At 52.9% G+C, this 25,081-nt stretch carries 16 protein-coding genes; 5 read left to right on the top strand and 11 right to left on the bottom strand.

Going from position 1 to position 25,081, the window contains the following annotated elements; translation table 11 throughout:
- Positions 1-13: 13 nt before the first annotated feature.
- Positions 14-490: a peptide-methionine (R)-S-oxide reductase MsrB gene (gene msrB / locus UNDKW_RS23365; protein WP_162060700.1), complete on the bottom strand. Its 477-nt coding sequence runs from the start codon at positions 488-490 to the stop codon at positions 14-16.
- Positions 491-642: 152 nt separating this feature from the next.
- Between msrB and UNDKW_RS23370 the strand changes: the two genes are divergently transcribed.
- The 3 genes from UNDKW_RS23370 to UNDKW_RS23380 all read left to right on the top strand — a co-directional run bounded on the left by UNDKW_RS23370 (position 643) and on the right by UNDKW_RS23380 (position 3,605).
- Positions 643-1,359: a response regulator transcription factor gene (locus UNDKW_RS23370; RefSeq protein WP_162060701.1), complete on the top strand. Its 717-nt coding sequence runs from the start codon at positions 643-645 to the stop codon at positions 1,357-1,359.
- Positions 1,356-2,867 (top strand): HAMP domain-containing sensor histidine kinase, encoded by a 1,512-nt coding sequence (locus UNDKW_RS23375; RefSeq protein ID WP_162060702.1) that lies wholly within the window; start codon positions 1,356-1,358, stop codon positions 2,865-2,867. The genes UNDKW_RS23370 and UNDKW_RS23375 overlap by 4 nt, the downstream gene beginning before the upstream one ends.
- 126 nt (positions 2,868-2,993) lie before the next feature.
- A complete protein-coding gene (locus UNDKW_RS23380) occupies positions 2,994-3,605 on the top strand; it encodes a phosphohydrolase (RefSeq protein ID WP_162060703.1) in 612 nt (203 codons plus the stop codon).
- Positions 3,606-3,657: 52 nt separating this feature from the next.
- On the opposite strand, the gene UNDKW_RS23385 is transcribed toward UNDKW_RS23380, so the two are convergent.
- The 4 genes from UNDKW_RS23385 to UNDKW_RS23400 all read right to left on the bottom strand — a co-directional run bounded on the left by UNDKW_RS23385 (position 3,658) and on the right by UNDKW_RS23400 (position 8,860).
- Entirely contained in the window at positions 3,658-5,076 is a 1,419-nt protein-coding gene (locus UNDKW_RS23385; RefSeq protein ID WP_162060704.1) for a PepSY domain-containing protein, read from the bottom strand.
- A gap of 67 nt (positions 5,077-5,143) precedes the next feature.
- Positions 5,144-7,468, bottom strand: a complete 2,325-nt coding sequence (locus tag UNDKW_RS23390) for a TonB-dependent receptor (protein ID WP_162060705.1) — start codon at positions 7,466-7,468, stop codon at positions 5,144-5,146.
- Positions 7,469-7,700: 232 nt separating this feature from the next.
- Positions 7,701-8,105, bottom strand: coding sequence for a DUF2946 domain-containing protein (locus UNDKW_RS23395; RefSeq protein WP_162060706.1), 405 nt, complete (start codon positions 8,103-8,105; stop codon positions 7,701-7,703).
- Positions 8,106-8,308: 203 nt separating this feature from the next.
- Complete coding sequence (locus tag UNDKW_RS23400; protein WP_162060707.1) at positions 8,309-8,860, bottom strand: fasciclin domain-containing protein; 552 nt, start codon at positions 8,858-8,860, stop codon at positions 8,309-8,311.
- Positions 8,861-9,525: 665 nt separating this feature from the next.
- Here UNDKW_RS23400 and UNDKW_RS23405 point away from each other — a divergent pair.
- Positions 9,526-11,619, top strand: a complete 2,094-nt coding sequence (locus tag UNDKW_RS23405; protein WP_232063091.1) for a TonB-dependent receptor — start codon at positions 9,526-9,528, stop codon at positions 11,617-11,619.
- A gap of 154 nt (positions 11,620-11,773) precedes the next feature.
- On the opposite strand, the gene UNDKW_RS23410 is transcribed toward UNDKW_RS23405, so the two are convergent.
- Genes UNDKW_RS23410 through UNDKW_RS23425 form a run of 4 tightly spaced genes read right to left on the bottom strand, consistent with a single transcriptional unit; the run spans position 11,774 to position 18,720 of the window.
- Complete coding sequence (locus UNDKW_RS23410; RefSeq protein WP_162060708.1) at positions 11,774-13,219, bottom strand: efflux transporter outer membrane subunit; 1,446 nt, start codon at positions 13,217-13,219, stop codon at positions 11,774-11,776.
- Between the two features lie 9 nt (positions 13,220-13,228).
- Entirely contained in the window at positions 13,229-16,456 is a 3,228-nt protein-coding gene (locus UNDKW_RS23415; protein WP_162060709.1) for an efflux RND transporter permease subunit, read from the bottom strand.
- A gap of 40 nt (positions 16,457-16,496) precedes the next feature.
- On the bottom strand, positions 16,497-17,732 hold the full coding sequence (locus UNDKW_RS23420; RefSeq protein WP_162060710.1) for an efflux RND transporter periplasmic adaptor subunit: 1,236 nt from the start codon (positions 17,730-17,732) through the stop codon (positions 16,497-16,499).
- A gap of 58 nt (positions 17,733-17,790) precedes the next feature.
- Positions 17,791-18,720 carry an alpha/beta hydrolase gene (locus tag UNDKW_RS23425; RefSeq protein ID WP_162060711.1) on the bottom strand — a complete coding sequence of 310 codons (930 nt, stop codon included), beginning with the start codon at positions 18,718-18,720 and terminating at the stop codon, positions 17,791-17,793.
- 187 nt (positions 18,721-18,907) lie between these two features.
- Here UNDKW_RS23425 and UNDKW_RS23430 point away from each other — a divergent pair, with 187 nt between their 5' ends.
- The gene (locus tag UNDKW_RS23430) at positions 18,908-19,939 is read left to right on the top strand and encodes a LysR family transcriptional regulator (protein WP_162060712.1); all 1,032 of its coding nucleotides are present in this window, start codon (positions 18,908-18,910) and stop codon (positions 19,937-19,939) included.
- 111 nt (positions 19,940-20,050) lie between these two features.
- Here the strand turns inward: UNDKW_RS23430 and galA are convergent, their stop codons facing one another.
- Entirely contained in the window at positions 20,051-22,918 is a 2,868-nt protein-coding gene (gene galA / locus UNDKW_RS23435) for a beta-galactosidase GalA (protein ID WP_162060713.1), read from the bottom strand.
- Between the two features lie 102 nt (positions 22,919-23,020).
- Positions 23,021-25,069, bottom strand: coding sequence for an ATP-binding protein (locus UNDKW_RS23440; protein WP_162060714.1), 2,049 nt, complete (start codon positions 25,067-25,069; stop codon positions 23,021-23,023).
- Between the last annotated feature and the right edge of the window lie 12 nt (positions 25,070-25,081).

Here is a 25,081-nt window from a genome sequence, read left to right on the forward strand (position 1 = left end):
TAATCAGGCTTAATTAGGCTTTACCCGGTGTGAATGTCATTGCCACGCCATTCATGCAATAACGCAAACCGGTAGGGCGCGGGCCGTCATCAAATACATGGCCGAGGTGACCACCGCAGCGGCGGCACAGCACTTCTGTGCGCAGCATGCCAAAGGTAGTGTCGGTCACATTGACAACAGCGCGCTCCAGTGGCGCATAAAAGCTGGGCCAGCCAGTGCCGCTGTCAAACTTGGTTTTTGATGAAAACAGTGGCAACTGACAGCCAGCGCAACTGAACTGACCGCTGCGGTGTTCATCATTGAGCGGGCTGCTGAAGGCACGCTCGGTCGCGCCACGGCGCAAGACCTCGTATTGCATGCCGGTCAGCAGACGACGCCATTCGGCATCGGTGCGTTGAACTTCAAACACATTCCCCACAGGGGCGGCTGACAACATGCGGCTCATGGCGAGCATGCTGCCAGCCAGTAGAAATTGACGTCGGTTTTGCATATATCCTCCTTGGTGTATGTGCAGCATCTGTGCCACTGTTCTTATTGTGCGCCTCAATCGCTGTCCAAGTCTTCACGTAAAGTTAAACGATTTGTGATACTTTTTATCTGCAAATCCTGCACAATGACAACATTCGGATGGCGGGGAAAAGCGTGGATACAGCAAAAAATATTCTGATCGTGGAAGATGACATGCCCATCGCCGACCTGCTACGCCTGCACATGAAGGACGAGGGTTATCAGGTCACGCATTGCGCTGACGGCAGACAGGGCCTCGCACAATTGCGCACTGGTAACTGGGATGCCCTGATCCTCGACATCATGCTGCCTGGTGTGGATGGTCTGGAGATTTGCCGCCAGGCACGTGCCATGGAAAACTATGTGCCGATTATCATCATCAGTGCCCGTTCCAGCGAAGTGCACCGCATCCTGGGTCTTGAACTTGGCGCTGACGATTACCTGGCCAAACCTTTCTCGGTACTGGAGCTGGTGGCCCGCGTCAAGGCCATGCTGCGCCGTGCCGATGCGACGGACAAGAGCCGCCGCACTGAAGCCGGAGACGTGGCCGTAGATGGCGTGGCCTTGTCGCCAGTGACACGGGTCGCCACTGCCGATGGCAAGCTACTGGACCTGACCCCGCGTGAATTTGACTTGTTGTACTTCTTTGTACGCCACCCTGGTCAGGTCTATTCACGCCTGGATTTGCTCAACAAGGTCTGGGGTTATGAGCATGAGGGGTATGAACATACCGTCAATACCCACATCAACCGCCTGCGTGCCAAGATAGAGAGCAACCCGGCGGAACCGCAGCGCATCCTGACTGTGTGGGGCAAAGGTTACCGTTACGCGCTGCCGGGAGAGGTGACGTGAAGCTGACGCTGTCCCAGCGCCTGTCGCTGGTATTTTCTGTGTTGTTGCTGGCCAGTTGTGGTGTCTCTGCCTGGTTGCAGATACGCGCCAATGACATGCGTGAGATGGAAGTGGTGCAGGGCCTATCGCGCGGACTGGCAGCCAGCATCGCCGTCAATGCGCAATTGACAGGCACAGAAGAAATGGGGCCGGATTCTGTACGCCGCCTGTTTGACCAGTTAATGAGCGTCAACCCCAGTGTGGAAGTTTATCTGCTCGATGAAACCGGCAAGATCATCGGCAATGCGGCACCACCTGGCCGTATGAAACGCCAGCAGGTTGATCTGACACCTATACGCAAATTCCTTGATGGCCGTATGTTGCCCATACTCGGTGACGACCCCCGCAGTATCACCGGACGCAAAGTATTCAGCGCGGCGGCATTGCGCAGTAACAAGCCTGAATCACATTACATCTACGTTATTTTGCAAGGCGAAGAACATGATCGCTATGCTGCGCATGCGGGTATCAATGCGGTATTGCGTGTCACCCTGTTATCGATGGCACTGGTAGCATTGCTGACACTGGTGGCTGGCTGGGCTGCACTGCGCTGGGTCACCCGACCTTTGCACAAGCTGGCAGACACCATGCGCCGTTTTGATACCCAGGCTGAACAGCCCGTCGTACCACCACCGTTAGCACAGGCTACCAACCAGCGTGATGAAATCGCGGTACTGGAAACCAGTTTCGGGCAAATGGCGGCGCGCATCAATGAGCAATGGCATACATTGAAGCAGATGGATCATGACCGGCGCGAAGTGGTCGCCAATATCTCGCACGACCTGCGCACGCCGTTGACATCCATCCACGGTTACCTGGAAACCCTGGCTGCCAGAGATGCGACGCTGGATGCGGCTGAGCGCCAGCGCTATCTGGCGATTGCGCTGGGCCAAAGCCGCAAAGTTGGCCGTCTGGCGCAGGCGCTGTTTGACCTCGCGCGTCTCGAACATGGCGGCGTAGCGCCAGAGCCTGAAGCCTTCATGCTGAATGACCTGATACAGGATGTGTTCCAGAAGTTTGAGCTACAGGCGCAAAACGGCCAGGTCAGGCTGGAAGCAGAGCTGGATGGCAATGCCATGGTCATGGCAGACCTCGGCATGATAGAGCGGGTGCTGACCAACCTCATCGACAATGCCATACGCCATACACCAGCAGGCGGCGCGGTGGCTGTGGCGGTAGCAAAACGCTCGCAGGCAGTGGAAATCTGCATACGTGATACTGGCCCGGGCATACCCGCTGAATTACTGGACAAGCTGTTCAAGCGGCCATTTGCACTCAGCGGTGCAGGCCACGGTGGCGGCCTGGGTTTGCTGATCGTGCACCGCATCCTGCAATTACACCATAGCAGTATAGAATTACGTACAAACCCTGCTGCAAACAGCACGGGAGCCTGCTTCTGCTTTGCCCTGCCACTGGCAACTGACGCTGCGGGTAACATTAACTCATCGATAAATAAACAGATTAAGTAGGACTTACGCAAAATTGTCCCAACCAGGCGTAGCGACGAAGACAGTACTTCAGTACGCGGCTCCTAGGAGAGGAGCTGCAACGCAGTTGGGGCGGTTTTGCGTAAGTCCTATTAAGGAAAAGCACCATTGAAAACTAGAGCATGGATCAGGCTGCCGTCGGGCAAACACCTTGACCTGATCAACCCCGATCCCCAGGCCTGGCTGGATAGCGACCTGGCAGACAGACTGTCGAGAACTTACCGCTGGGGTGGCGAATCCTGTTGGCCACGTCCACTGTCAGTAGCCCAGCATAGCCTGAACGTACTTGCCCTGCGCAGTACCATGACAGAAACACCCATGAGCGCAGGAGCCGCCTTGCGCGAACTCTTGCATGATGGTGAAGAAGGCCTGCTGGCCTTCGACTGTATTTCACCGCTGAAAGCCGTATTAGGCGCGCCGTTCAAGGAAGTCAGCGACAGGCTCACAGATGCGATCGTCAGACGCTATCAGCTACCCGCCTGGGATGAGATGGATTACCGCCTGCATAAACTGGCAGATGAACTGATCGCCGCCTCAGAAGCCGTGCATTGCGCCGGCTGGCCGCGCAATGAAGTACTGGATGTGCTGGAAATCAAACTCCCCATCCTCGAAGACGACCCGCTGGCAGAAATCTATGATAGTCAGCCGTGGGAGCCTTGGCCTCCAGAACTTGCAAGTCAGCGATTTCTGGATAGGATGATAGAGTTGAGCAAGACATAAGGACAGAAAAGTCTGTACCTGCTCATTCTCCTGCCTGATAGAAATTTCTGTGCTAAAAATCAGGCGACAAGGTTTTTTTCCAACTCAAATAAGTCAGCTCTATCATTATCAGCAGCAACATGCTTATACCCAGTGCAGGCAAAGCTATTCCCAGGGCGATCATGAGCAGCCATACCCACCAGGAGATTGCCTGTGCATGCCTGCGCTCCAGCTTAGGTGCAGACAATGTACCTGCTTTGCGGCGTTGCAGCCACATGACATAGCCAGATACCACTGAAAAAATCACGCTTACACCCACCAGCACCAGCAGTGCCTGGTTCCACCAGCCAAATTCACCACGATGAAATGGAATGCCAACAGCAGTAGCGCGGGACAGGACTGGCATCTGCTCCCAGCCAGACTGGAACATGGTATTGCCGCTGTAAGCATCCAAAATCAACTGAAAGCGTTTGCCAGGCTGGCTGCGATCATAATTATCTATCTTCCATACTCCGCTTTCAGATTTTGGTGGTGTCAATTGCATCTGTACATCAGGTGCCTGATTTTTTGCCTGTTGATATACCGCTTGCATGCTCAGTGCCAAGTTGCCATTGATAGCAACAACTGACTTTAAGTCTTTCGGTGCTCTTGGTGTATTTTGTGCAGCCGCATTCTGCGCCATGCGGAAGTTTTCCCCTGCATATTTAGCCCAGGTCAGGCCTGTCAGCAAAATAGTCAGAGTGACTAAGCCCAGGACGATACTTAACATGCTATGCAGGTAGCGCCAGGTAGCACGGCGATTATTGCCACTGTATTGCAACACGCTGCGCCAGCTTGCTTTGCCCCGTGGCCACCAGAGATAAATGCCAGTGATCATCATCATGAGCATCCAGCTGGCTCCCAGTTCTATGATCCAGCGCCAGCCATCCCCTTGCAGCATATTGGAATGCAGTTTGCGGGCCCAATTGCGGAATCGCCCTGACTCCAGAATACTTCCCTGTATTTTGGCTGTACCAGGATCAACATAGACAATCAGGTTTTCTGCCCGGGCGCTATGATCATTAGCTTCGACCTTGGCAGCCTTTGACGCTGCTGGCATCTGATGTCCCTGGTGCTCTTCATGCCCATTCGGCTTACTGGTCTCTGTATTGTCAGTTTTTTTGCCGCGCTGTCTTTGTTCACCAAAGATCACTTGCGTGGTTTCTCCCACTGTATAAGCCGGGATTATGGACTTGATTTGCTTACCCGGAAAGGCTGCCATCGCCGCATCAACTTGACGATCAAGTGGCAACGCAGGCCTGATTTGCTCAACCTTATCCAGCTCGCCATGTTTCCATGCTTCGATCTGCGGTGTAAAAATGTACAGTATGCCTGTCAGTGCAGCAAACAAGACGATAGGTGCAGTCAGCAAGCCTGACCAAAAATGCAAGCGCCAAAAGACCCTGTGCAATAAAGCGCTTTTATTGACATGCTGTATATCCAGGTCACTCATTTTCTTACTCCAGAATTCTTAGGGAAGCAGGCGGACGCCAGTGCTCCGCCTGTTTGTTGATCGCTACTTAGTATTGGTAGCGCACTTCGACAAACAGATTTCGTCCTGGCGAAGGATGAGATTGATATGCCCGGTAATCCGTGACGTTGTCTATTCCCGCTGCCAGCTCCAGACCTTTGACTGGCTTGAACAAGACACGCAGATCAAGCTGCTTGACACGCGACAAACCTCCATAGGTATCTGGATTGGTATCCAGATTCAGCATGTCATTGTATTGACGCCCTGCGTAACGGTAACTGCCCGCCACACTCCAGCGACCGCTTGGTGCGTAACTCAGGGTGACTGATCCACGGATGCGGGGTATGCGTACCCAGGTCTTGCCTACTGAGGCGATAAAATTATCGTTCTCGATGATCTTGGAATCATTCAATGCCAGATTACCATCCAGATTCAGGCCGTTAATGAACAGATTGTCGATGTCGCCAGCCAGTTCAATACCCCGTGTACGTACCAGCCCCACGTTTTGTACATTGGTGATACTTGGGAAAACAGCCGTATTGGTCTGACTCCAGATGGTATCGCGTATATTGTCTTGAAATAGTGAGACTCGCAGACTGGCATTGCGGTAGCGTTTCTCCAGCATCAATTCAATGGCATCGGATTTTTCCGGGCGCAAATTAGGATCATTCAACACAATGCTACTGCCGGATTGCGTGCCCTGGAATAACTCGGCAACCGTGGCAAAGCGCGTACCTCGTCCAGCAGAAAGGCGGGCAGTAATATCATCTGCCGCTTCCCAGGTAACAGCCAGTTTGGGTGACATCGCAGTGATACTGCGCTCCGGGTAAGCTTGTGATGCGCCAGGAATAAAACGCTGACTACCGTTGTAAGCCTTCCATGATTCCCAGCGGGTACCTATAGTCGCCTTCCAGTCCTGGGCAAAACGCCATGCATCTTGCGCATATAAAGCAAACAAGCGTGTATCACCGCCTACAAACTGGCTTTCAGCTCCAGCGCCGCGACGCCAATCCGTTGTCAAGGTCTGTGTGCTTTGTGCCAGATGATAGTCATTGGCATGCAAACCAAAAGTCAGGTAGTGCACGCCACCGGTCCAGTCACCTTGTATCGGGCTATAGGTAGATTGCAGCTCGAATGTCCGAAATCCTGTGCCGTCACGCAAGGTAGAAGTTCCCGCGCCACCATTTGCGGCCACAGGGTCTGGATTGTTTGCAGTGCGTTGAATGTCTTCAATAATCCGATATTGACTTGCAACTACAGACATATTCCAGCCTGACTGATGACGTGTCTTGACGGTCAGTCCTGCCTGCACATGGCTCTCCTGGCGATTGAAGGGGGCAAAGGCTGAAGCAGGTATATCAAAAACATTGCCGTTATTGCTGACTCGACCCGACCAGATGGTTTGACCGTTGGCATCGCGCAGGAAGCTATTATTGCGATTGTCGCTATCATTTTTCCACCAGGCCAGCATCCCTTCTGCACTCAGGGTCGGTGAGAAATCATAGCCAAATGCAGCTTTCCCTGTGGTTTGTATGGTGTGATCAATAGCACCGGCGTTGGCACCAAAGACTGCACGTTTTTGGCCGGTAGGAGCTATATCGTACTGAACTCCGGTAACAGTGGTCGTCGGCCTGGTTCCTGTTGGTGCGGTGAATACGCCTGCATTATTTGCATTCACCGTGTAGTACTGCATGGGGTGACCAGTAGAGTCCTGACGATTGAGCATAAGGCGATACCATGCTCCATTCGCGAGTTTGTCACCAATCTGGGCAGACGCCTGTGCGTTGGTGTAGGTTTCACTCAAGCCATAGCCGTCAAATTTTTCTGATTGCACCGCCAGACGGGCTGATGCTTCAAACTGCTTTGGTTTTCTGGTGCTGATAACCACAGTTGTTCCTATGGAGTTGCCCGGATAAATAGCCGAATAAGGACCATACAACAAATCCACCCGTTCGATTTCTTCCGGTGCAATCATATTCCAGCGTGGGGCATCGAATCTTCCAAGGAAGTTTGAAATCAGATAGCCATCCATCAGCACCAAGCCACGCGGAGCCTGGGTCGTGCCGAAGCTACGGCCACCAATGAGAGCATTGCGATCACCGCTGTAACGCTTGCGTATCGTGGTATTCGGCATATTGCGCAAGACATCTTCCGGATTGAATATATTTTGCTGCTCGCGGAGTTCTGCCGCTGTCAGGCTGGCAGTTGTAGATGGCAAATTTGCCGCCAGTGGCAAGCGGGTGCCGTCCACGGCAACTGTTTGCAATTGTTGTTCTGTGGCGACTCCCTGAGCAAAAACAACAGTAGAAAACGTACTGGCGATCAGTACGGAAAGTGGTTTCAACAAGGGTGAAACGCGAAAGTTTGTAGTCATTTGAAATGAAATTACATCTTGAGATTTTTGGACTGCCAGGCTGATGTTTTCAAGAAATTCGGAATAAGCTACTTTGACGCACACGATCCTTTGGCATGACCTGAAGCCAAATGCCAATCGCTACGCAATTGAATGCGACAGAAGCTTAAAACCGGACTAAGTAGAATTTCCCTGAGTGCAATCAGACATACCCAGAGCCACATTGCGATGTGCTCAGGGAACTAGTTGATGATCAGGATTGTGCTGGCGGAGCTCGCGGCTGTGCGCTTGCCCATGAGAAGAGTGCTTGTGGAGAGTGATAAAACAGCGAAGGGAAAGATTCACTCAACGCCATGTCGGGAGAATCTGCAGCATGTGTTGGCAACAGAAAATGGTGATCTGCGTGCGGCAGGCAATTGGCACAATGCGCTTTGGCATGTTTTGATTGTTGCGGATCAGCATCTGGACTGTCTTTGACAAACTTGCCGGTAGTAATGTCGAATAATTTATTACCGTCAACACTACAAATTTCGATAAAGCCTGCTTTGACTTTCGTCGGAGTCATTGCGCTTGCCATAGACGGCACGATGCCATTGAACAGCAATGCAAAGCATGCCAGCCAAATGGTGAGGTGTCGGAGACTAAGGGAAATTCGCATGGCCGGATTATAACCAAACTGCGCGCTATTGAAAAACTTGTTTTGAATTTAGATGAAATTATATTTTTAATATGGCGATGCTAATACCGTTCAGACCTTCAGAATAAAATGACACATAGAAGAGCAGTGTTGCATCAGAAATGCAACACTGCTCTTCCAGGGGGACATAGCCTGATATGGATGAATCTATATCAAGTGGTTATTTATTTCGGCATCAAAACCGTATCAATCACATTGATGACACCATTGGATTGATAAACATCATAAGTACTGATACTGGCGACATTACCGCTCTCATCCTTGACGCTGATGTTGTGAGGGCCATTCATCATGAACGATAATTTGCCACCACTGGCTGTCGCCAGTTCTATGGGGCCGCCCTGCTTTTTGATCTGGGTAGAAATACTCATGAAATCATGTTTGCCTGGTACTACGTGGTAAGTCAATATCTTGGTCAACGTGGTTTTGTTTTCTGGTTTGACCAGGGTTTCCACGGTACCTGCAGGCAGCTTGGCAAATGCGGCATTGGTTGGCGCAAACACGGTGAACGGGCCTTTGCTTTTCAGCGTATCGACCAGGCCTGCTGCTTTGACTGCGGCAACCAGCGTGGTGTGGTCAGCAGAATTGACGGCGTTATCAACGATGTCTTTGGATGGCATCATACTCTGGCCACCGACCATGACATCAGCAGCACTGGCGATGGATGTTGCAGCCATGGCGGCAGCGAAGACAAGAGCGTAGCTAAATTTGCGCATGATCATTTCCTTTTAAGATAAGTGCGAGTTCGCATCAAGTTCTACGGAGGAAAAATCATATCGGTTTCAATTATTTTTAAAAAATGTGAATTTACATTTATCGCGGGCCATGCGTGAAGTAACCACCAGTCTTCAAACGCCAGGTTTGCAAACGGCTCTTTTCAATTTGCCGTGCACCTGCCAGTTGCATGGATATCTCGCAGGCCAGTCCTGCCCTGGCTCTTTCATCCCGAACTGGAAATAGTCATGCCCTAGCGCTCTGCCAATTTCAACAATGTCGGGCTCGTCCATAGAAGTCATGATCAATGTGGTGTCTGACACTGGGAAAATTTAGCTCAAGTATGAAGATTATCAGAATCTTCATACTGACGGGCAGAAGCCTGGTGCGATATAAGGGTGAGATATAAGGGTGCAAAAAATTTTAAAAATGTGAATCCGCTTGTTTGTTTTCAACGTAATAAGTAAGAGCAGCAATAAAGCAGGTTCAGAAATCGACTTTTCTCTCTGAAGCAAGCATGTGCGGTAACTGGATATTGAATGGAAAGACTACAGGCCTGGTTTTTGCTCATTCAAATGTTAAGTATGAATAATTTTATTTTCCTCATACAAATGAACGAGCAAGAATTGAAATGAAACTACATAAAAAGAATATATACGGAGCAATAATGCAAAAGACGACCATGAACCGCACTGAACTTGTACTGCTGCTGGCAAGCCTTGGTGTGATGTTGATGCATGTCGCTCCGGCTGCGCAGGCACAACAATCCAGTGAAACAGCACAGTCAGAAAAAATCGCCACCGTACAAGTGCTGGGCAATTACGATAATGCCGTTGGCACCAGCAATGCTGCCAGCCAGGGCTCGGTGACATCCAATCTCGTCAGTAACCGCCCTGCCCTGCGTACTGGTGAATTGCTTGAATTTGTACCAGGCATGATCGTCACCCAGCATAGTGGTGATGGCAAGGCCAACCAGTATTTTTTGCGAGGCTTCAATCTTGACCATGGCACTGACTTTGCCACTTTTGTTGATGGGATGCCAGTCAATATGCGTACCCATGCGCATGGCCAGGGTTATTCGGATTTGAATTTCCTGATTCCTGAGCTGGTACAGCGCATTGATTACAAGAAGGGGACGTATTTTGCCGATGAAGGTGATTTTGCCTCTGCCGGTGCGGCTCATCTTCGTATGACAGACAAGCTGGGTGCCGGCATTGCCAGCTTGTCTTTGGGGCGGTATGGCTATCAGCGGGCTGTGCTAGCTGATACTGCGGCTGTAGCGAATGGCAATCTGCTGTATGGGATAGAAGTCAACCGCAATGACGGCCCCTGGGTCACACCTGAAAATGTGCGCAAGTACAGTGCCGTGCTGCGCTATAGCCAGGGCGGCCATGACGATGGTTACAGCGTGACAGCCATGGCTTACAAGAATAACTGGAATTCCACAGACCAGATACCCTTGCGTGCTGTGCAGTCTGGCCAGATCAGCCGCTTTGGTGCGCTTGACCCTACGGATGGTGGACAAAGTTCGCGTTACAGCCTGTCTTATGCCATGAAGAAGCGCAGCCAAGATGGCGTGTTTGAAATCGATGCTTACGCCGTGCAATCCAGTCTTGACCTGTTCAGCAACTTTACGTATTTCCTGGTAAACCCTGATACGGGTGACCAGTTCAGCCAAAGTGAGAAGCGCCAGATGCTGGGGATGAATATCAGCCAAACCTGGCCGCTGACTGTGGCTGATCTTGAAATGCATAACAAGATAGGTGTGCAGTTGCGTTACGATAAACTTTCACCCGTCGGCATTTATAACACCATCGCACAGCAACGCATATCAACAATACGCGAAGACAGCGTGAAGGAAGCCAGCGCTGGTTTTTATGCAGAAAACTCCATACAGTGGCACCCCAAATTTCGCAGCATTGCCGGGCTGCGCTACGATGCCTACCGCTTTGATGTCAACAGCAGCATAGACGGCAATTCAGGCAAAGTCAGTGACCATATTGTCTCGCCCAAGTTGTCATTGATCTTTGGCCCATGGAACAAGACCGAATATTTCATCAACTATGGCAGCGGCTTTCACAGCAATGACGCGCGCGGCACCACGCAAACACGCTTGCCTGATGGCGGCATCTCCACGCCGGTACCACCACTGGTTAAAACCAGGGGCGCAGAATTGGGTGTGCGCACAGAAATCATCCCCGGTCTGCAAAGCTCGCTGGCACTGTGGCGGCTGGATATTGCCTCTGAACTCTTGTTTGTCGGTGATGCTGGTGAAACCGAACCCAGCCGCGCCAGCCGCCGTACCGGCATAGAATGGAACAACCATTACATCGCCAGACCATGGCTGTTGTTTGATCTTGACCTGGCAGCATCCCAGGCGCGCTATACACAAAATGATGTGGCGGGTAATTACATCCCCGGCTCCATTGACAAGGTGGCCTCTTTTGGCGTGACAGTGACCGACCTGGGCCGCTGGCATGGTGGTTTTGAGCTGCGTTATTTTGGCCCACGTCCTTTGATTGAAGACAATAGCGTGCGCTCTTCATCGACGACACTGGCCTATGCCCGCATGGGTTACAGGATCAATGCCAGGACCAGGCTGACGATGGATGTGTTCAACCTGTTCAACAAGCAGGCCAGCGACATTGATTATTATTACCAGTCACGCCTGCCGCGCGAAAGCATGGAAGGTGCCAATGACATACATTTTCACCCAGTAGAACCACGCTCTGTGAGACTGACATTGACACATAATTTTTAATGCATACAGATGCCATTGGCGCAAAAAAAAAGCGTACTCCTTGACGGAATACGCTTTGGAAACCAGAACTCGTTCTGGGAGGGTGGAAATCTTAGCCGGCTTTTGCCGCGATAATTTTCAGAGCAGTTTCAGTGTTTACTACAGGTAGACGATCTCAGCCGCCACTCCAGCCACCACCGATGGCACGTATCAGGCTGACCGCAGACCTGGCGCGTGCACCATCGAGTTGTGCGGCGATGCGCTGTTGCTGTAATACCGTACGGTCAGCATCGATGACGTTCAGGTAACTGACTGAGCCTTCACGATATTGCACATGCGAGAGTTTCGCTGCCCGTTCTGCCGCCTGCACCGCATTGTCTTGCGCCTGGGTCTGGTCGCGCAGCAACCGCAAATCCGCCAGATTGTCTTCGACTTCCCTGAAGGCGTTCAGCACAGTCTGGCGGTAGTTGGCCACATCTTCTTCATAGACGGCGCCCGCTCTTTCCACATTCGCCTGGCGGCGGCCACCATCAAACAGCGGTATGGACAATAAAGGCCCCAGCAAGAAGGTACGGCTGCTCCAGTTCAGCAAATCACCGAGGCTGGCTGATGCATAACCGGCAGAGCCTGTGATATCCAGCCTGGGGAAGAAGGCTGAGCGTGCCACGCCGATGCGTGCATTGGCGGCAGCCATGCTGCGTTCTGCTGCGGCAATATCAGGGCGGCGTTCCAGCAAGTCTGATGGCAAACCGGCCGGGATATTGACCGCAATGCGTGACAAGGGACGCGGCAGAAAATTGAATTCTGCCGGTGTCGTGCCCAACAAGACGGCCAGCGCATGTTCTGCCACCGCCCGGCTGCGTGCAAGGCCCAGTGATTCTGATTGTGCCGTTGCCAGTTCTGCCTTGGCGCGTGCCAGATCCAGTTCGCTGATATCACCCTCATTAAACCGGGTTTGCACCAGCTTCAGGGTTTTTGAGCGCAACTCTACCGTAGCGGCATATAAAGCCTGTTCTGCATCCAGCTCGCGCAGTAGAAAGTAGGCTTGTGCGACATCGGCTTGCAAGGCCAGTTGCACAGACTGGAACAGGGCCTCGTTCTTTTGCGTATCTGCCGTTGCGGCATCAACGCTGGAAGCCACGCGGCCAAACAAATCCAGCTCATACGATGCACCAAGCTGGGCATTGTAGGTTGTGGAAGTAGGCATCCTGGTATTGTCAGGCTGCCCCTGGGACGCCGGTGCAGCACGCCCACGGTTGGCACCCAGACCCGCATTCACTTGCGGGAACAGGCCAGCACGCGCATCCTGCCGCAAGGCGCGGGATTGCTTCAGGCGGGCAGCAGCGGCTTTGAGATTCTGGTTGGCAGTCATGGCCTGAACCTCCATCTCGTTGAGGCTATCGTCCGCAAAGATTTTCCACCAGTCGCCACGGGCGACTTCTTCTGAGGGCTGGGCTTCTTTCCAGTTGCTCGAGTTACTGCTTGCCTGCACTTCTTTATAGGCAGCGGGTGTTGTCACTTCCGCTTTCTGATAAACCGGTGCGACTGAACAGCCAGCCAGCACCAGCAATAACATCAGCAGGGATGAAGCAGATTTCAGGGGTTTGATTGTATTCATCATCATGCTCTCTCAAACTTTAACTACGCTGTGTGCGTGCTCATGATCGTGACCATGGGCAAGGTCGTGTGCAAGAGCGGGCGCTTCATGCACGACAGCAGAATGCAGCTTGCGGCCACCTGCAAGAGTACGCAGCAATACATAAAATACCGGCGTCAGGAACAGGCCAAACAGGGTCACACCCAGCATGCCAAAGAACACCGCCACACCCATCGCATGACGCATCTCGGAACCTGGGCCGCTGGAAATCACCAGTGGCACCACACCCATGATGAAGGCGATGGAAGTCATCAGGATAGGACGCAGACGCAAGCGGCTGGCATCTATCGCTGCCTGCAGTGGAGTGCTGCCCTGCAGTTCAAGCTCCCGCGCAAATTCCACGATCAGAATCGCATTCTTGGCCGATAACCCCACCAGCACCATCAAACCTATCTGGGTGAAGATGTTATTGTCACCACCTGTCAGCCAGACACCAGTCAGGGCCGCCAGCAAACTCATGGGGACTATCATGATGACAGCCAGTGGCAAGGTCAGGCTTTCATACTGCGCCGCCAATACCAGGAAGACCAGCAAGACACTGATAGGGAATACCCAGACACCGGCATTGCCCGCCAGGATTTGCTGGTAAGTCAGGTCCGTCCATTCAAACTTGATACCGGCTGGCAGGGTCTTGGCAGCAATACGTTCTGCCGCAGCCTGCGCCTGATTCGATGAATAACCGGGGGCAGGGCCACCATTGATATCCGCCGCGGTATAGCCGTTGTAACGCACTACCATTTCCGGGCCAAAGCTCGGCGTGACTTTGACGAGGGAAGACAGCGGCACCATTTCACCAGCCGTATTACGGGTTTTCAGTTGCAGGATATCTTCCGGTTTGGCACGGTAAGGCGCATCTGCCTGGGCACGCACCTGATACACGCGGCCAAAGCGGTTGAAGTCATTTACGTATAAAGAGCCAAGATAGATCTGCATGGTGTCAAACACATCGGTCACAGGCACACCGAGTTGCTTGGCCTTGACGCGGTCGAGATTGACATCCAGTTGCGGCACATTGATCTGGTAGCTGGAAAACATGGGCCCCAGTTCTGGCGCTGTTTTGGCGGCAGCGATAAAGGCCTGTGTTGCGGCATCCAGTTCAGCATAGCCGAGCGCACCCTTGTCTTCTATCTGCATCTTGAAACCACCCACCGTGCCCAGGCCCATGACAGGCGGTGGCGGGAAGACAGCGATGAAAGCATCCTTGATGCCGAAATACTTCTGGTTCAGCTTGCCTGCAATCGCGTTGGCAGAAAGCTCGGCACTGCGGCGTTCTTCAAACGGCTTCAGCGTCACAAAAACAATACCAGCGCTGGAGCTATTGGTAAAACCATTGATGGACAAACCAGGGAAGGCAACTGCGCTTTCCACACCCGGTTCTTTCAAGGCGATGGCAGACATGTCACGGATGACTTTTTCAGTCCTGTCCAGTGTTGCGCCATTCGGCAACTGCGTGAAGCTGATCAGGTATTGCTTGTCTTGCCCCGGCACAAAGCCGCCCGGCACGATATACGAAACACCCACGGCTGCCGCCAGCAACACCACATACACCACCATGCTGGAAGCCTTGCGGGAAATAACACCGGCCACACCCTTGGAATACTTTTCAGAACCGCGATTGAACATGCGGTTAAAGGCATTGAAGAAGCGGCCAAACAGACGGTTCATGACCTTGGTCAGCCAGTCCGGTTTTTCATCATGGCCTTTGAGCAAAATCGCAGCCAGTGCTGGTGAAAGGGTCAGCGAATTGAAAGCAGAAATCACGGTCGATATCGCAATCGTCATCGCAAACTGTTTGTAGAACTGCCCGGTCAGACCTGTCATGAAGGCCAGCGGCACGAATACCGCAACCAGTGTCAGGGCGATAGCGATAATAGGGCCGCTGACTTCACGCATGGCTCTGTAAGTCGCTTCTTTCGGTGACAGGCCAGCCGAAATATTTCTCTCGACATTCTCTACCACCACAATCGCATCATCGACGACGATACCGATGGCCAGCACCATGCCAAACAGTGACAGGGCATTGATGGAATAGCCAAAGCCCAGCATCAGCGAAAAAGTACCGACGATGGATACCGGCACGGCCAGCAAAGGGATCAGTGAAGCACGCCAGGTTTGCAAAAACACGATGACCACCAGCACCACCAGCGCAATCGCTTCCAGCAAGGTCTCGACTACCGCATGGATACTGGAGCGCACGAATTGTGTAGGGTCATACACGATCTTGTATTGGACTGAGCTGGGGAAGTCTGTCGCCAATTCTTTCATTGCCGCACGCACCTGATCAGACACGTCCAGCGCATTCGCACCAGGTGCCTGGAAGATAGGTATGGCGACGGCCGGTTTATTGTCGAGCAGGGAACGCAAGCCATATTCAGCGGCATCCAGTTCTATACGCGCCACGTCCGCCAGGCGGGTAACGGCACCATCGGCAGAAGTCTTCAAGATGATTTCGGCAAATTCTGCTTCTGATTTCAAACGGCCTTGCGCATTCACATTGAATTGCAAAGGTGTGCCTGGCACATTCGGTGATGCACCAATGACACCCGCCGCCACCTGCACGTTTTGCTCACGCACGGCGTTCACGACATCAGAGGCAGTCAGGCCACGCTGTGCGACTTTTTGTGGATCCAGCCAGACGCGCATGGCGTAATTACCAGAACCAAACAAGCCCACTTCACCGACGCCCTTGATGCGTGCGAGGCGGTCTTTGACATTCAACACTGCATAGTTGCGCAGGTAAGTCATGTCATAGCGGTTATCTGGTGAAATCAAATGCACGACCATGGTCAGCGCAGGTGAACTCTTGATCGTCGTCACACCCAGGCGTTGCACATCAGCAGGCAGGCGTGGCAAGGCTTGCGAGACACGGTTTTGCACCAGTTGTTGTGCCTTGTCAGGATCAACGCCGAGCTTGAAGTTGACGGTCACCGTCAGATTGCCGTCACTGTTTGCCTGTGACTGCATGTACAACATGTTTTCCACGCCATTGATGGATTCTTCCAGAGGAGAAGCCACCGTTTCTGCAATCACCTTGGGATTGGCACCCGGATATTGCGCCCGCACGACAACCGAAGGCGGCACCACCTCGGGATATTCCGAGATGGGCAACTGGAACATGGCCAGGGCACCGGCCAGCAAGATGATTACCGATAACACCCCGGCGAAGATGGGGCGGTCGATAAAGAATTTTGAGATATTCATGATGTTTTTCTATCTGCGTTTATATTTGTGTACGCAATGATCAGGACTTGTTGGCCGCAGCAGTTTTTCCTGCTTCGGCAGTCGTGTCCGGTTTCGCTGCTGCAGCAGCCACTTTGCTCATGGGCACCATATTCGGTGTGATGGCGTCACCAGGTCGTGTACGTTGCAGGCCATTGACGACGATGCGTTCACCGGCCTTGAGGCCTGCTTCGACGATGAGCAAATCTTCCTGCCTGTTACCGAGGCGTACTTCGCGGTAAGCAGTGTGATTGTCCTTATCAACTGCCAGCACAAAGCGTTTGCTCTGGTCTGTACCCACGGCTTTTTCATCTATCATCAGGGCTGCATGTGGCGCACCACCACCCAGGCGTACACGGGCATACAGGCCGGGCAAGAGCAAGCCATCCTGGTTTTCAAACACGGCGCGTACACGTACGGTTCCTGAAGAAGTATCCACACGGTTGTCGATGGAAACCACCTTGCCCTGGCGCGAATAGCCTTCTTCATTCGCCAGGCCCAGGAAGACTGGTACCTGGGTATTTTTGGCCTGCGCCGGGTTCACGTATTTCAAAAAGCTTTGTTCATCCACATCAAAGGATGCATATACCTGCGAGACAGAAACCAGGGTGCTCAGCGGCGGGGCATTGCCGCCGACAGCGATGACGTTACCGACAGTAACCTCGGCACGGGAAATGCGGCCAGCAACCGGTGCGGTGATCTGGGTATATTCAAGATTGAGTTTTGCTGCTTTCAATGCCGCCTGCGCTGCCAGTACATTGGCGGCTGCTTCACGCGATGCATTTTGTTTTTCTTCAAAGTCACGGCGGGCGATAGCGTTTTCACCGAGCAGTCTTTCACCGCGGGCCACGTCAGAACTGGTATAGGCTGCACGTGCCTCAGCGGCCGCCAGTTGTGCCTGTACTCTGGCAACTTCAGCCGCATAAGGGCGCGGGTCTATGGTGAACAGCAAATCACCTTTCTTGACCAGGCTGCCATCCTTGAAATGCACGGCAGTCAGTGTGCCGCCTACCAGCGGGCGTATCTCTACGCGGTCTACCGCTTCGAGCTTGCCAGAATAATTTTGCCAATCGACGATATTGCGGCTGACGACTTCAGCGACATCAACCATCGTTGCAGGTGGTGCAGCCTTGGGGGCGTCATTGGCTTCAACATTGATGGCGCCTATGGTGCCAGCAGCAGCAATCAACAGGACGATGGCGGCGCTGATGGCGATGGATTTACGGCTAGGTACAGTGGAGCTGGTAGATTCGGACATGATATTCCTCGTGGATGTAGTATGTAAGTTACTGAGTTCTTGAGAGTTTTTTGTTTTGTCAGACATTTTGTTTTTCCTCCAGGGATACGAAAGCAGATGTATTCAAATCATTGGGAACTGCAAGGCGGCGGCGCAAAAAATCCGCCACTTCCACCAGCACAGGCTGGTGCTCAGGCAATGAGGCATGCTTGATCCCGGCAAAGCGGGCAACCTGCACAGGCACACCAACGGTGATCAGGGCTGCTGCATATTTTTCGGCTTCCACGTGCAGGACATCATGTTCAGCAGTAGCGATAAAGGCGGGGGACAAACCACCGAGGCGGCTGGATTCCAGCGGTGCGGCATAGGGGTGCAGGCGTTGCAAAGAACGCGGCAAATATTGGCCATAGCAATGCGCGCATTCTTGCGGAGTCAGGTCAGATTCCAGTTTTTTGGCGTCGCCCAGGCGTGTCATGCTGGGGTCCAGCATCGGGCCTATCAGCGCCTGCGCCAAAATCGGCGGAGCATTGCGGTCACGTGCTATCAGGGTCAGGCAAGTCGCCAAGTTGCCACCGGCATCGTCCCCAGCTACTGCCAGGCGGCTGGCGTCAGCCCTGATGCTGGCAGCGTTCTTGATGGCCCATAGCATGGCGGTGTAAGCATCTTCCGGCGCGGCCGGAAAAGGTTTGGCCGGGGCCAGCGAATAACCTACGGACAGGACGATCACGTTACTGTTACGTGCAATGAAGCGAGCCGGTACATCGGCATCATTCAGGGAACCGCTGATGAAACCGCCACCGTGGAAATACAGCACCACTGGCAAAACCGCGTTGCCCTTTGGGCGATACAGGCGCACAGGAATGACCCCAAGCTGGCCAGGGATAAGGAAATTGTCTATCTGCAAAGATGGCTCAGCCGTCTTTGTGGTCTTTTTTCTTTTCTTGACGGCGTTGCCGGGATTGCCAATAGCGCCGGAAATACCAAGAATTGTTACTGTTTCGTCCATCATATTGTCGCCAATCGCGCCAGAGCTTAGTGAATGGACCGAATAGTAGGCGCGATGCGCTTGCGGATAAACGCCTATAATCGAACATGACTATTCGGTCAGGTCGACTAATCAAGCTTCAAATTAGGTTTATACTTCGTTCAGACGAATAGTCCTTAACTATGCCAACCAGTTATTCAGGAGTACCGCGATGGACCGCTTCCAGGCAATGCAAGTCTTTACCCGTGTGGTGGACAGCAATAGCTTTACCCGCGCCGCCGACAATCTCGGCTTGCCGCGTACTACTGTCACGACCATCATCCAAAACCTGGAAAGCCTGTTGCAGGTACGCTTACTGAACCGCACCACCCGCCGCCTGAGCCTTACTCCAGACGGCGCAGCCTACTATGAGCGCTGTGTGCGCATTTTGGCCGACGTCGATGAGACTGAATCCTCATTCCAGAACGTCGCGCGCGGCCCCAAAGGCCAGTTGCGCATAGATGTACCAACTTCGATAGGCAGGCTGATACTGTTGCCGCAAGTCTGTGAATTTTATTCGCGCTACCCTGACATCAAACTGGTCATGGGCATGGGCGACCGCATGGTGGACATGGTGCAGGAAGCGGTCGATTGCGTGATACGGGTAGGGGATTTGCAGGATTCCAGCATGGTGGCCCGCCGCATAGGCACGTTCCAGAGCATCACTTGCGCAGCGCCAGATTATCTCGACACTCATGGTGAACCACAAACCATAGAAGACTTGCAGCACCATCAGGCCGTACATTATTTTTCCAGCCGCACTGGCCGCAATCTCGACTGGGATTTTGTCGTCGATGGCAAGACCGTGGATGTCACGGTTAATGGGAAAATCTCCGTCAATGATTCTGAAGCCTACATAGAATGCGCACTCAAGGGTTTTGGCCTGATACAGGCACCGCGCTTCATGCTGATGCCGCATCTGCAATCCGGTGCATTGCGTGAAGTATTACCGCAATGGACACCCGCCCCCATGCCCATCTCGGTGGTCTACCTGGCTAACCGCCATCTGTCACCCAAGGTACGCGCCTTTGTTGACTGGGTCGCAGAACTGTTCCCGCGTTGCCCGCTGTTCAGCGGCCGCGATGCAGAATTGCTGAGCGGGATGGGTGAATGTATTTTCGCAGGCAAGCAAGACCAGGGAGCGTCACACAATACTTTGCGCTCTGTCATCGAGAAAAAGAATATTGCTGAGAGCGTTTTTTAGTCTCGCTTAAAGCATGTTTTCTGTTAGACGTTCATGACAATATCAGACTTGCCAGCAACGGCTGCGCTGCTGGCAAGCCTTAAGCGCATGGTCCCGGCTTTGGCAAGCCAATTACTTTTTTGGCTCTGCAATAATATTACCTTCCAGCCCGGCTTTCTTGCCTGGTTCGCCCTCAACTAACACCGTCACTTGCGCAGGTCCTTCAACGGCGGGCAAATCCAGACTGAAGTCACCTGTGCTCGCAGAAGTTTTTGTTCCCAGCAATTTGCCATTCAACCAGACCTCGGCCTTGCCGTTGATGCGTGAAAAAAGCAGGCGGGCTTTGCCGCTGCCTAGTGTTCTATCCAGCGTAAAATAGCTGCGGAACAGATGGAAGTGATTTGCCTTGCTATCACTTCCCCTGGTATCAACTTCCAGCATCGGTGCTTGCCCCCAGCTCCAGGTATTCATGTCATTGTCTGCCAATGTCTGAGCCGGGTCGGGTCGCGTGGCAAACGTGGGTGAGATGCGCCAGTTTTGCAGATACAGCGTGGGGGCATAGCTGACTGCGACAGCAGGAATACCCGCCGTTTTCTGTACCGGTATGCGCACGCTGGCTGCTGTCATGCCAGGCGCTGTGGCGGTAACCAGCAATTCGCCGCTGCTGTCAAAATGACTTTGCACGATCAGTTGTGCCAGACCGTTAAACAGCTTGCGTGTCTTGCCTTTTTCATCTTCGTGCGAATTAGGGTCACCATTGCCATGACCTATGGACTGGCCAGCACCTGAGACTGCAAAGCTGACTTCGCTATGATCAATTGGGACGGCGCGCCCTTGCGCGTCAAGCGCACGCACGGTAATCGGCATGGCATCACGGCCATCACCTGCCAGTGATGCACGGTCAGGCAAAAGTTGTAATGCGGTTGCCTTGCCTGTGGTTTCTACGCTGGTGTGCGCCACCTCTTTACCCCCCTGGTAGCCCAATGCTTCCAGCTTGCCGGGTTCATACACGACCTGGAAGGTATTCATGCGGTAAGGATCGACCTTTTGCTCACCCAGCTCACGGCCATTCAGCAAGAGCTTGATGCGCTCTACATTGGCCATGACCATGACGCGGATTTCCTTGCCCTCCTGCCCTTGCCAGTTCCAGTGCGGGGCGATATGAATCAAAGGGCGATCCTTGATCCACTGTACCTGATGCATGTAGTAGGCAGTCTTGGGAAAGCCATTCATGTCCATGATGCCGAAGACTGAACTCACCGAGGGCCATTCGTGTGGCGTCGGTTCGCCACGATAATCAAAGCCAGTCCAGACAAAGCCACCTGCCACATACGGGCGGCTGTCTATGGCTTGCCAGGCATCGCGGTGACTATTCCCCCATTTGGCAAAGTCATCGTCATAACTGGCGACGATATTCCTGCTTTTATCAGTAGTGAATTCACCGCGCGTCATGAAGGCCGAGGTATCTTCTGCGCTGGTGAATGGCTTGTCGGGATTGGCCTTGTGATAGCGATCATAATCAGGCACCTGGTAATTGGCACCCAGCACATCGACGGCATGTGAGACATTCAAGGCAGTAAAAAATCCGCCATTCATCGCGGCAGTGACAGGCCGGGTATCATCCAGCGCCTTGACTGCCGCTGTCATGCGGCGTGCCATTTCATAGCCGACTTCTGTGCCCTGTACCGGTTCTTCATTAAACACTGACCACAGGATCACGCCGGGATGATGCCGGTCACGCCGCACCATCCATTCCAGTTGCTTCATATAGTCTGGTGAGGGATTAAAATTGCGGTTTTCATCCATGACCAGAAAGCCCATGCGGTCTGCCATATCCAGCACTTCAGGGGCCGGTGCATTATGGGAAAAGCGTATGGCATTCACGCCCAGTTCTTTCAGGCGGCGCAAGCGATATTCCCAGATAGCATCTGGCACCGCCACACCGACACCGGCATGATCCTGATGCAGGCAAACCCCCTGCAATTTCACATGCTGATCATTGAGGAAGAAACCTTGCCTGGCATCAAAACGTATGCTGCGAAAGCCGGTTTTCAGACTCACCTCATCCAATGCCCTGCCGTCTTGCAGCACCACTGTTTTAACGCGGTACAGTGCCGGTTTATCCAGCGTCCAGCGCTGTGGTTGATTGATGGCTACTGGCAATTTGGCGATAGCCTGGCCAAGCACAGGCACACTGACTGACTGTATCTTGCTGGCGACCACCTTATCATCGGGACTAAACACCGTGACTTCGACCTTGACATTAGCTGTCTGCTTGCCGCTGTTGTCCAGCGTCACCGCTACCGGGATTTGCCACTGTTTGTCATTGATTTGTTTGGGTGTTGCATGCACACCGTCAGTCATGATGTGGACGGGATCGGATTTCAGCAGCCATGCATGGCGGTAAATACCCGCACCTTCATACCACCAACCCTCCATCTGTTCGGCATCGACACGAATGGCAATGGTATTGCTGACATCCCCATAGCGCAGATAGGGTGTGATATCGATATTACTGGCGTTATAACCAGACCAGTTGCGGTGCACGATATTGCCGTTCACCCAGATACTGGCATGGGTGGCAATGCCGTCAAACTGCAACTCAAAATAGCGGCCACGCTCACTTTCGTCGACCCGCAGGTAACGGCGATACCAGGCAATACCGCGCGGCCTGTAGCCTTGCGAGATATTCGCCCTGGGGTCGAACGGTCCTTCCACTGCCCAGTCATGCGGCAGGTCCAGCTTGCGCCAGTCACTGTCATTGTATTTTGTAGCTGCCGCCCCCCGGGCGTTGCCTGCCTTGGCATTGCCATAGCTTGCACTATGACCGACTATCTCTGGCATGGAAATATCGCCGGGATGGAATAACCAGCCTCTGTCCAGCGACAAGCGCTCACGGCCAGAATCAGCGAAAGCAAAAGTCGATGGTAAAAGCGACAGCAGGATGCTGATGATGCACAGCCGCCATGCCTGCCTCAGTGATGATATGAAAGTTAGCATATCCTGCCCCTTTGAATAGAGCAGGATATTTTATGGGAGTATGCTCAGCGCCGACGCCCGCCCCGGAAAGAATCAACACCTTGACTGATTTTCATAAAATGCTCAATTTTTCGCAGTAGCTAAATCACCACCACGCTGTGCAGCAGCAGGCAGGGTGAACCAGAACACGGTACGCACACCAGACTCTGATTCAAAACCTATACTGCCGCCCATGGTCTCTACCAGATTCTTGGTGATGTTCAGGCCCAGGTCAGCGCCGCCGAGATTTTTTTCACCATGTTCTTCTGCCTGGGCAAACTTGCCAAAAATACGCGGGCGGAATTCGTCAGGAATACCTGCACCATGGTCTTCTACCTCTATCCTGAAAACCTCATCCTCATGCCTGAGGCGGATTTCAACTTGCACATGTTTGGGTGAATATTTGGCCGCATTCGACAAGAGGTTGGCAAACACCTGCATGATGCACTCTGGATCACCCATGACCCAGGCCGACCTTGGATAGTCGGTCAATACAAAAGATGTCTGGCGTTCCTGTGCATAGCCGGTATTTGCTTCTATCGCCTGCAAGGCCAGGGCGGCCAGATCGACGCGCTGAATTTCAAAACGCATGTGACCCGAGCTGATTTTTTCCATGTCGAGGATATCGTTGACCAGGCCAGTCAGGCGCTTGCTGTTGTTATGGGCTATGCGTACCAGTTGCAAGGCCCTGGGAGTGAGTTCCATCAGCGTGCCTGATTCCAGCAAACCCAGTGCACCCCTGATGGAAGTGATAGGGGTACGCAATTCATGGCTGACCGTAGAAATAAAGGCCGCCTTCATATTATCTACCTGCTTGCGCTGGGTAACATCACGTGCAATAGTGGAAGCGCCTATGACGTTTTGCTCGCCATCATGTACCGGTGACATGGCAATCGAGAGCTGGATTTTTTCACCATTCTTGCGCAAGCCCGTGACTTCAAAATGACTGACCCGCTCTCCCCTGATGATGCTGTCCAGATGCGCAGCACTGGCAATCACATCATTGTCCGCATACAGTAGCCTGGAAGAACGGTCCAGCACTTCAGCCGCCTGGTAGGCAAACAACTTCTCTGCTCCGGCATTCCAGCTGGTGATGATGCCTTCCAGGGATACACCGATGATGGCGTCTTCCGAACTGTCTATGATGGCAGACAACTGGGACAGCTTTGCAGCCGCTTGCAATTGCCTCTCAAATTGCCGGACGATGATACCGCCAAAGATCAGCAGCATGATGGTCAGCGCAGCATTGCCTATGCCTTGCACGATGGCACTGGAGCGCCAGGCTTCCAGTACTTCTTCCCTGGACAGGGCAGCCACCGCTATCAGAGGAAATTGTTCAAGACGGCTATAACCAACGATGCGTTCTATGCGGTCAAGCTTGGAGGTTGTAGAAAATGTGCCGAAATTATTGACAGCAATCTGCTCACGGAAGATGGGGCTGTTAATGTATTTTTTCCCGAGTGCGCCAACGATGAGCGGCCTGCGCAGGATCAAGGTACCGTCATCTGTCAGCATGGCGACAGAACCTTTTTTGCCAAGGTTAATGCTGTTGAAGTATTTGAGCAGGAAATCAACATCAATATGTGCCAGCACCATACCCGCATATTCGCCGTTTTTATGGTCGAAACGGCGCGACATCAAAAAAACCCAGCTGCCATCCTGCACCACTTTGGCTGATTTGCTGATATACCAGCCAGCCCCGGCATGTTCCTGATGATAAGCAAGATTGTCACGCTCCAGTTCACTGACCTGGGTAAAACCGGCATTGCTCGATGCCATGAGCTTGCCATCGGCATCGACTACCGTCATGAGTTTTAACTGGGGCAGGTTGTCCATCTGACGCTTCAGGGTCAGCGTCAGTTTGTCGCGCTGATGCAGGTAATTGGCATCCTGCTCCAGCCTGTCCATGACAGAAATGATGGCAGCATCCACAGCCTTGAGCGTATCACCGGAATGCTGGGCCATGGCCTGCGCCAGATTACCGGCGGCCACATCGCCGGCACGCATGGCCATCTCATGGGTTTTCCACATTTGCCAGATACTATTGCCTGTCAGTACCGTACAGACCAATACAATGAAGATGTACATGGCCAGTTTGATGGGTAGCCTTTTTACAGGAACTGCAGTTTTCATACGTGATAGTGA

The sequence above is a fragment of the Undibacterium sp. KW1 genome (genome assembly GCF_009937955.1).
Lineage (GTDB): Bacteria > Pseudomonadota > Gammaproteobacteria > Burkholderiales > Burkholderiaceae_D > Undibacterium.

What these genes read in the sequence shown, in the direction of transcription:
- UNDKW_RS23405 (WP_232063091.1), top strand. Translation starts at nt 9,526, where the DNA reads ATGCAAAAGACGACCATGAACCGCACTGAACTTGTACTGCTGCTGGCA.
- msrB (WP_162060700.1), bottom strand. Translation starts at nt 490, where the DNA reads ATGCAAAACCGACGTCAATTTCTACTGGCTGGCAGCATGCTCGCCATG.
- UNDKW_RS23395 (WP_162060706.1), bottom strand. Translation starts at nt 8,105, where the DNA reads ATGCGAATTTCCCTTAGTCTCCGACACCTCACCATTTGGCTGGCATGC.
- UNDKW_RS23415 (WP_162060709.1), bottom strand. Translation starts at nt 16,456, where the DNA reads ATGAATATCTCAAAATTCTTTATCGACCGCCCCATCTTCGCCGGGGTG.
- UNDKW_RS23390 (WP_162060705.1), bottom strand. Translation starts at nt 7,468, where the DNA reads ATGACTACAAACTTTCGCGTTTCACCCTTGTTGAAACCACTTTCCGTA.
- UNDKW_RS23400 (WP_162060707.1), bottom strand. Translation starts at nt 8,860, where the DNA reads ATGCGCAAATTTAGCTACGCTCTTGTCTTCGCTGCCGCCATGGCTGCA.
- UNDKW_RS23425 (WP_162060711.1), bottom strand. Translation starts at nt 18,720, where the DNA reads ATGATGGACGAAACAGTAACAATTCTTGGTATTTCCGGCGCTATTGGC.
- UNDKW_RS23420 (WP_162060710.1), bottom strand. Translation starts at nt 17,732, where the DNA reads ATGTCCGAATCTACCAGCTCCACTGTACCTAGCCGTAAATCCATCGCC.
- galA (WP_162060713.1), bottom strand. Translation starts at nt 22,918, where the DNA reads ATGCTAACTTTCATATCATCACTGAGGCAGGCATGGCGGCTGTGCATC.
- UNDKW_RS23440 (WP_162060714.1), bottom strand. Translation starts at nt 25,069, where the DNA reads ATGAAAACTGCAGTTCCTGTAAAAAGGCTACCCATCAAACTGGCCATG.
- UNDKW_RS23410 (WP_162060708.1), bottom strand. Translation starts at nt 13,219, where the DNA reads ATGATGAATACAATCAAACCCCTGAAATCTGCTTCATCCCTGCTGATG.
- UNDKW_RS23430 (WP_162060712.1), top strand. Translation starts at nt 18,908, where the DNA reads ATGGACCGCTTCCAGGCAATGCAAGTCTTTACCCGTGTGGTGGACAGC.
- UNDKW_RS23385 (WP_162060704.1), bottom strand. Translation starts at nt 5,076, where the DNA reads ATGAGTGACCTGGATATACAGCATGTCAATAAAAGCGCTTTATTGCAC.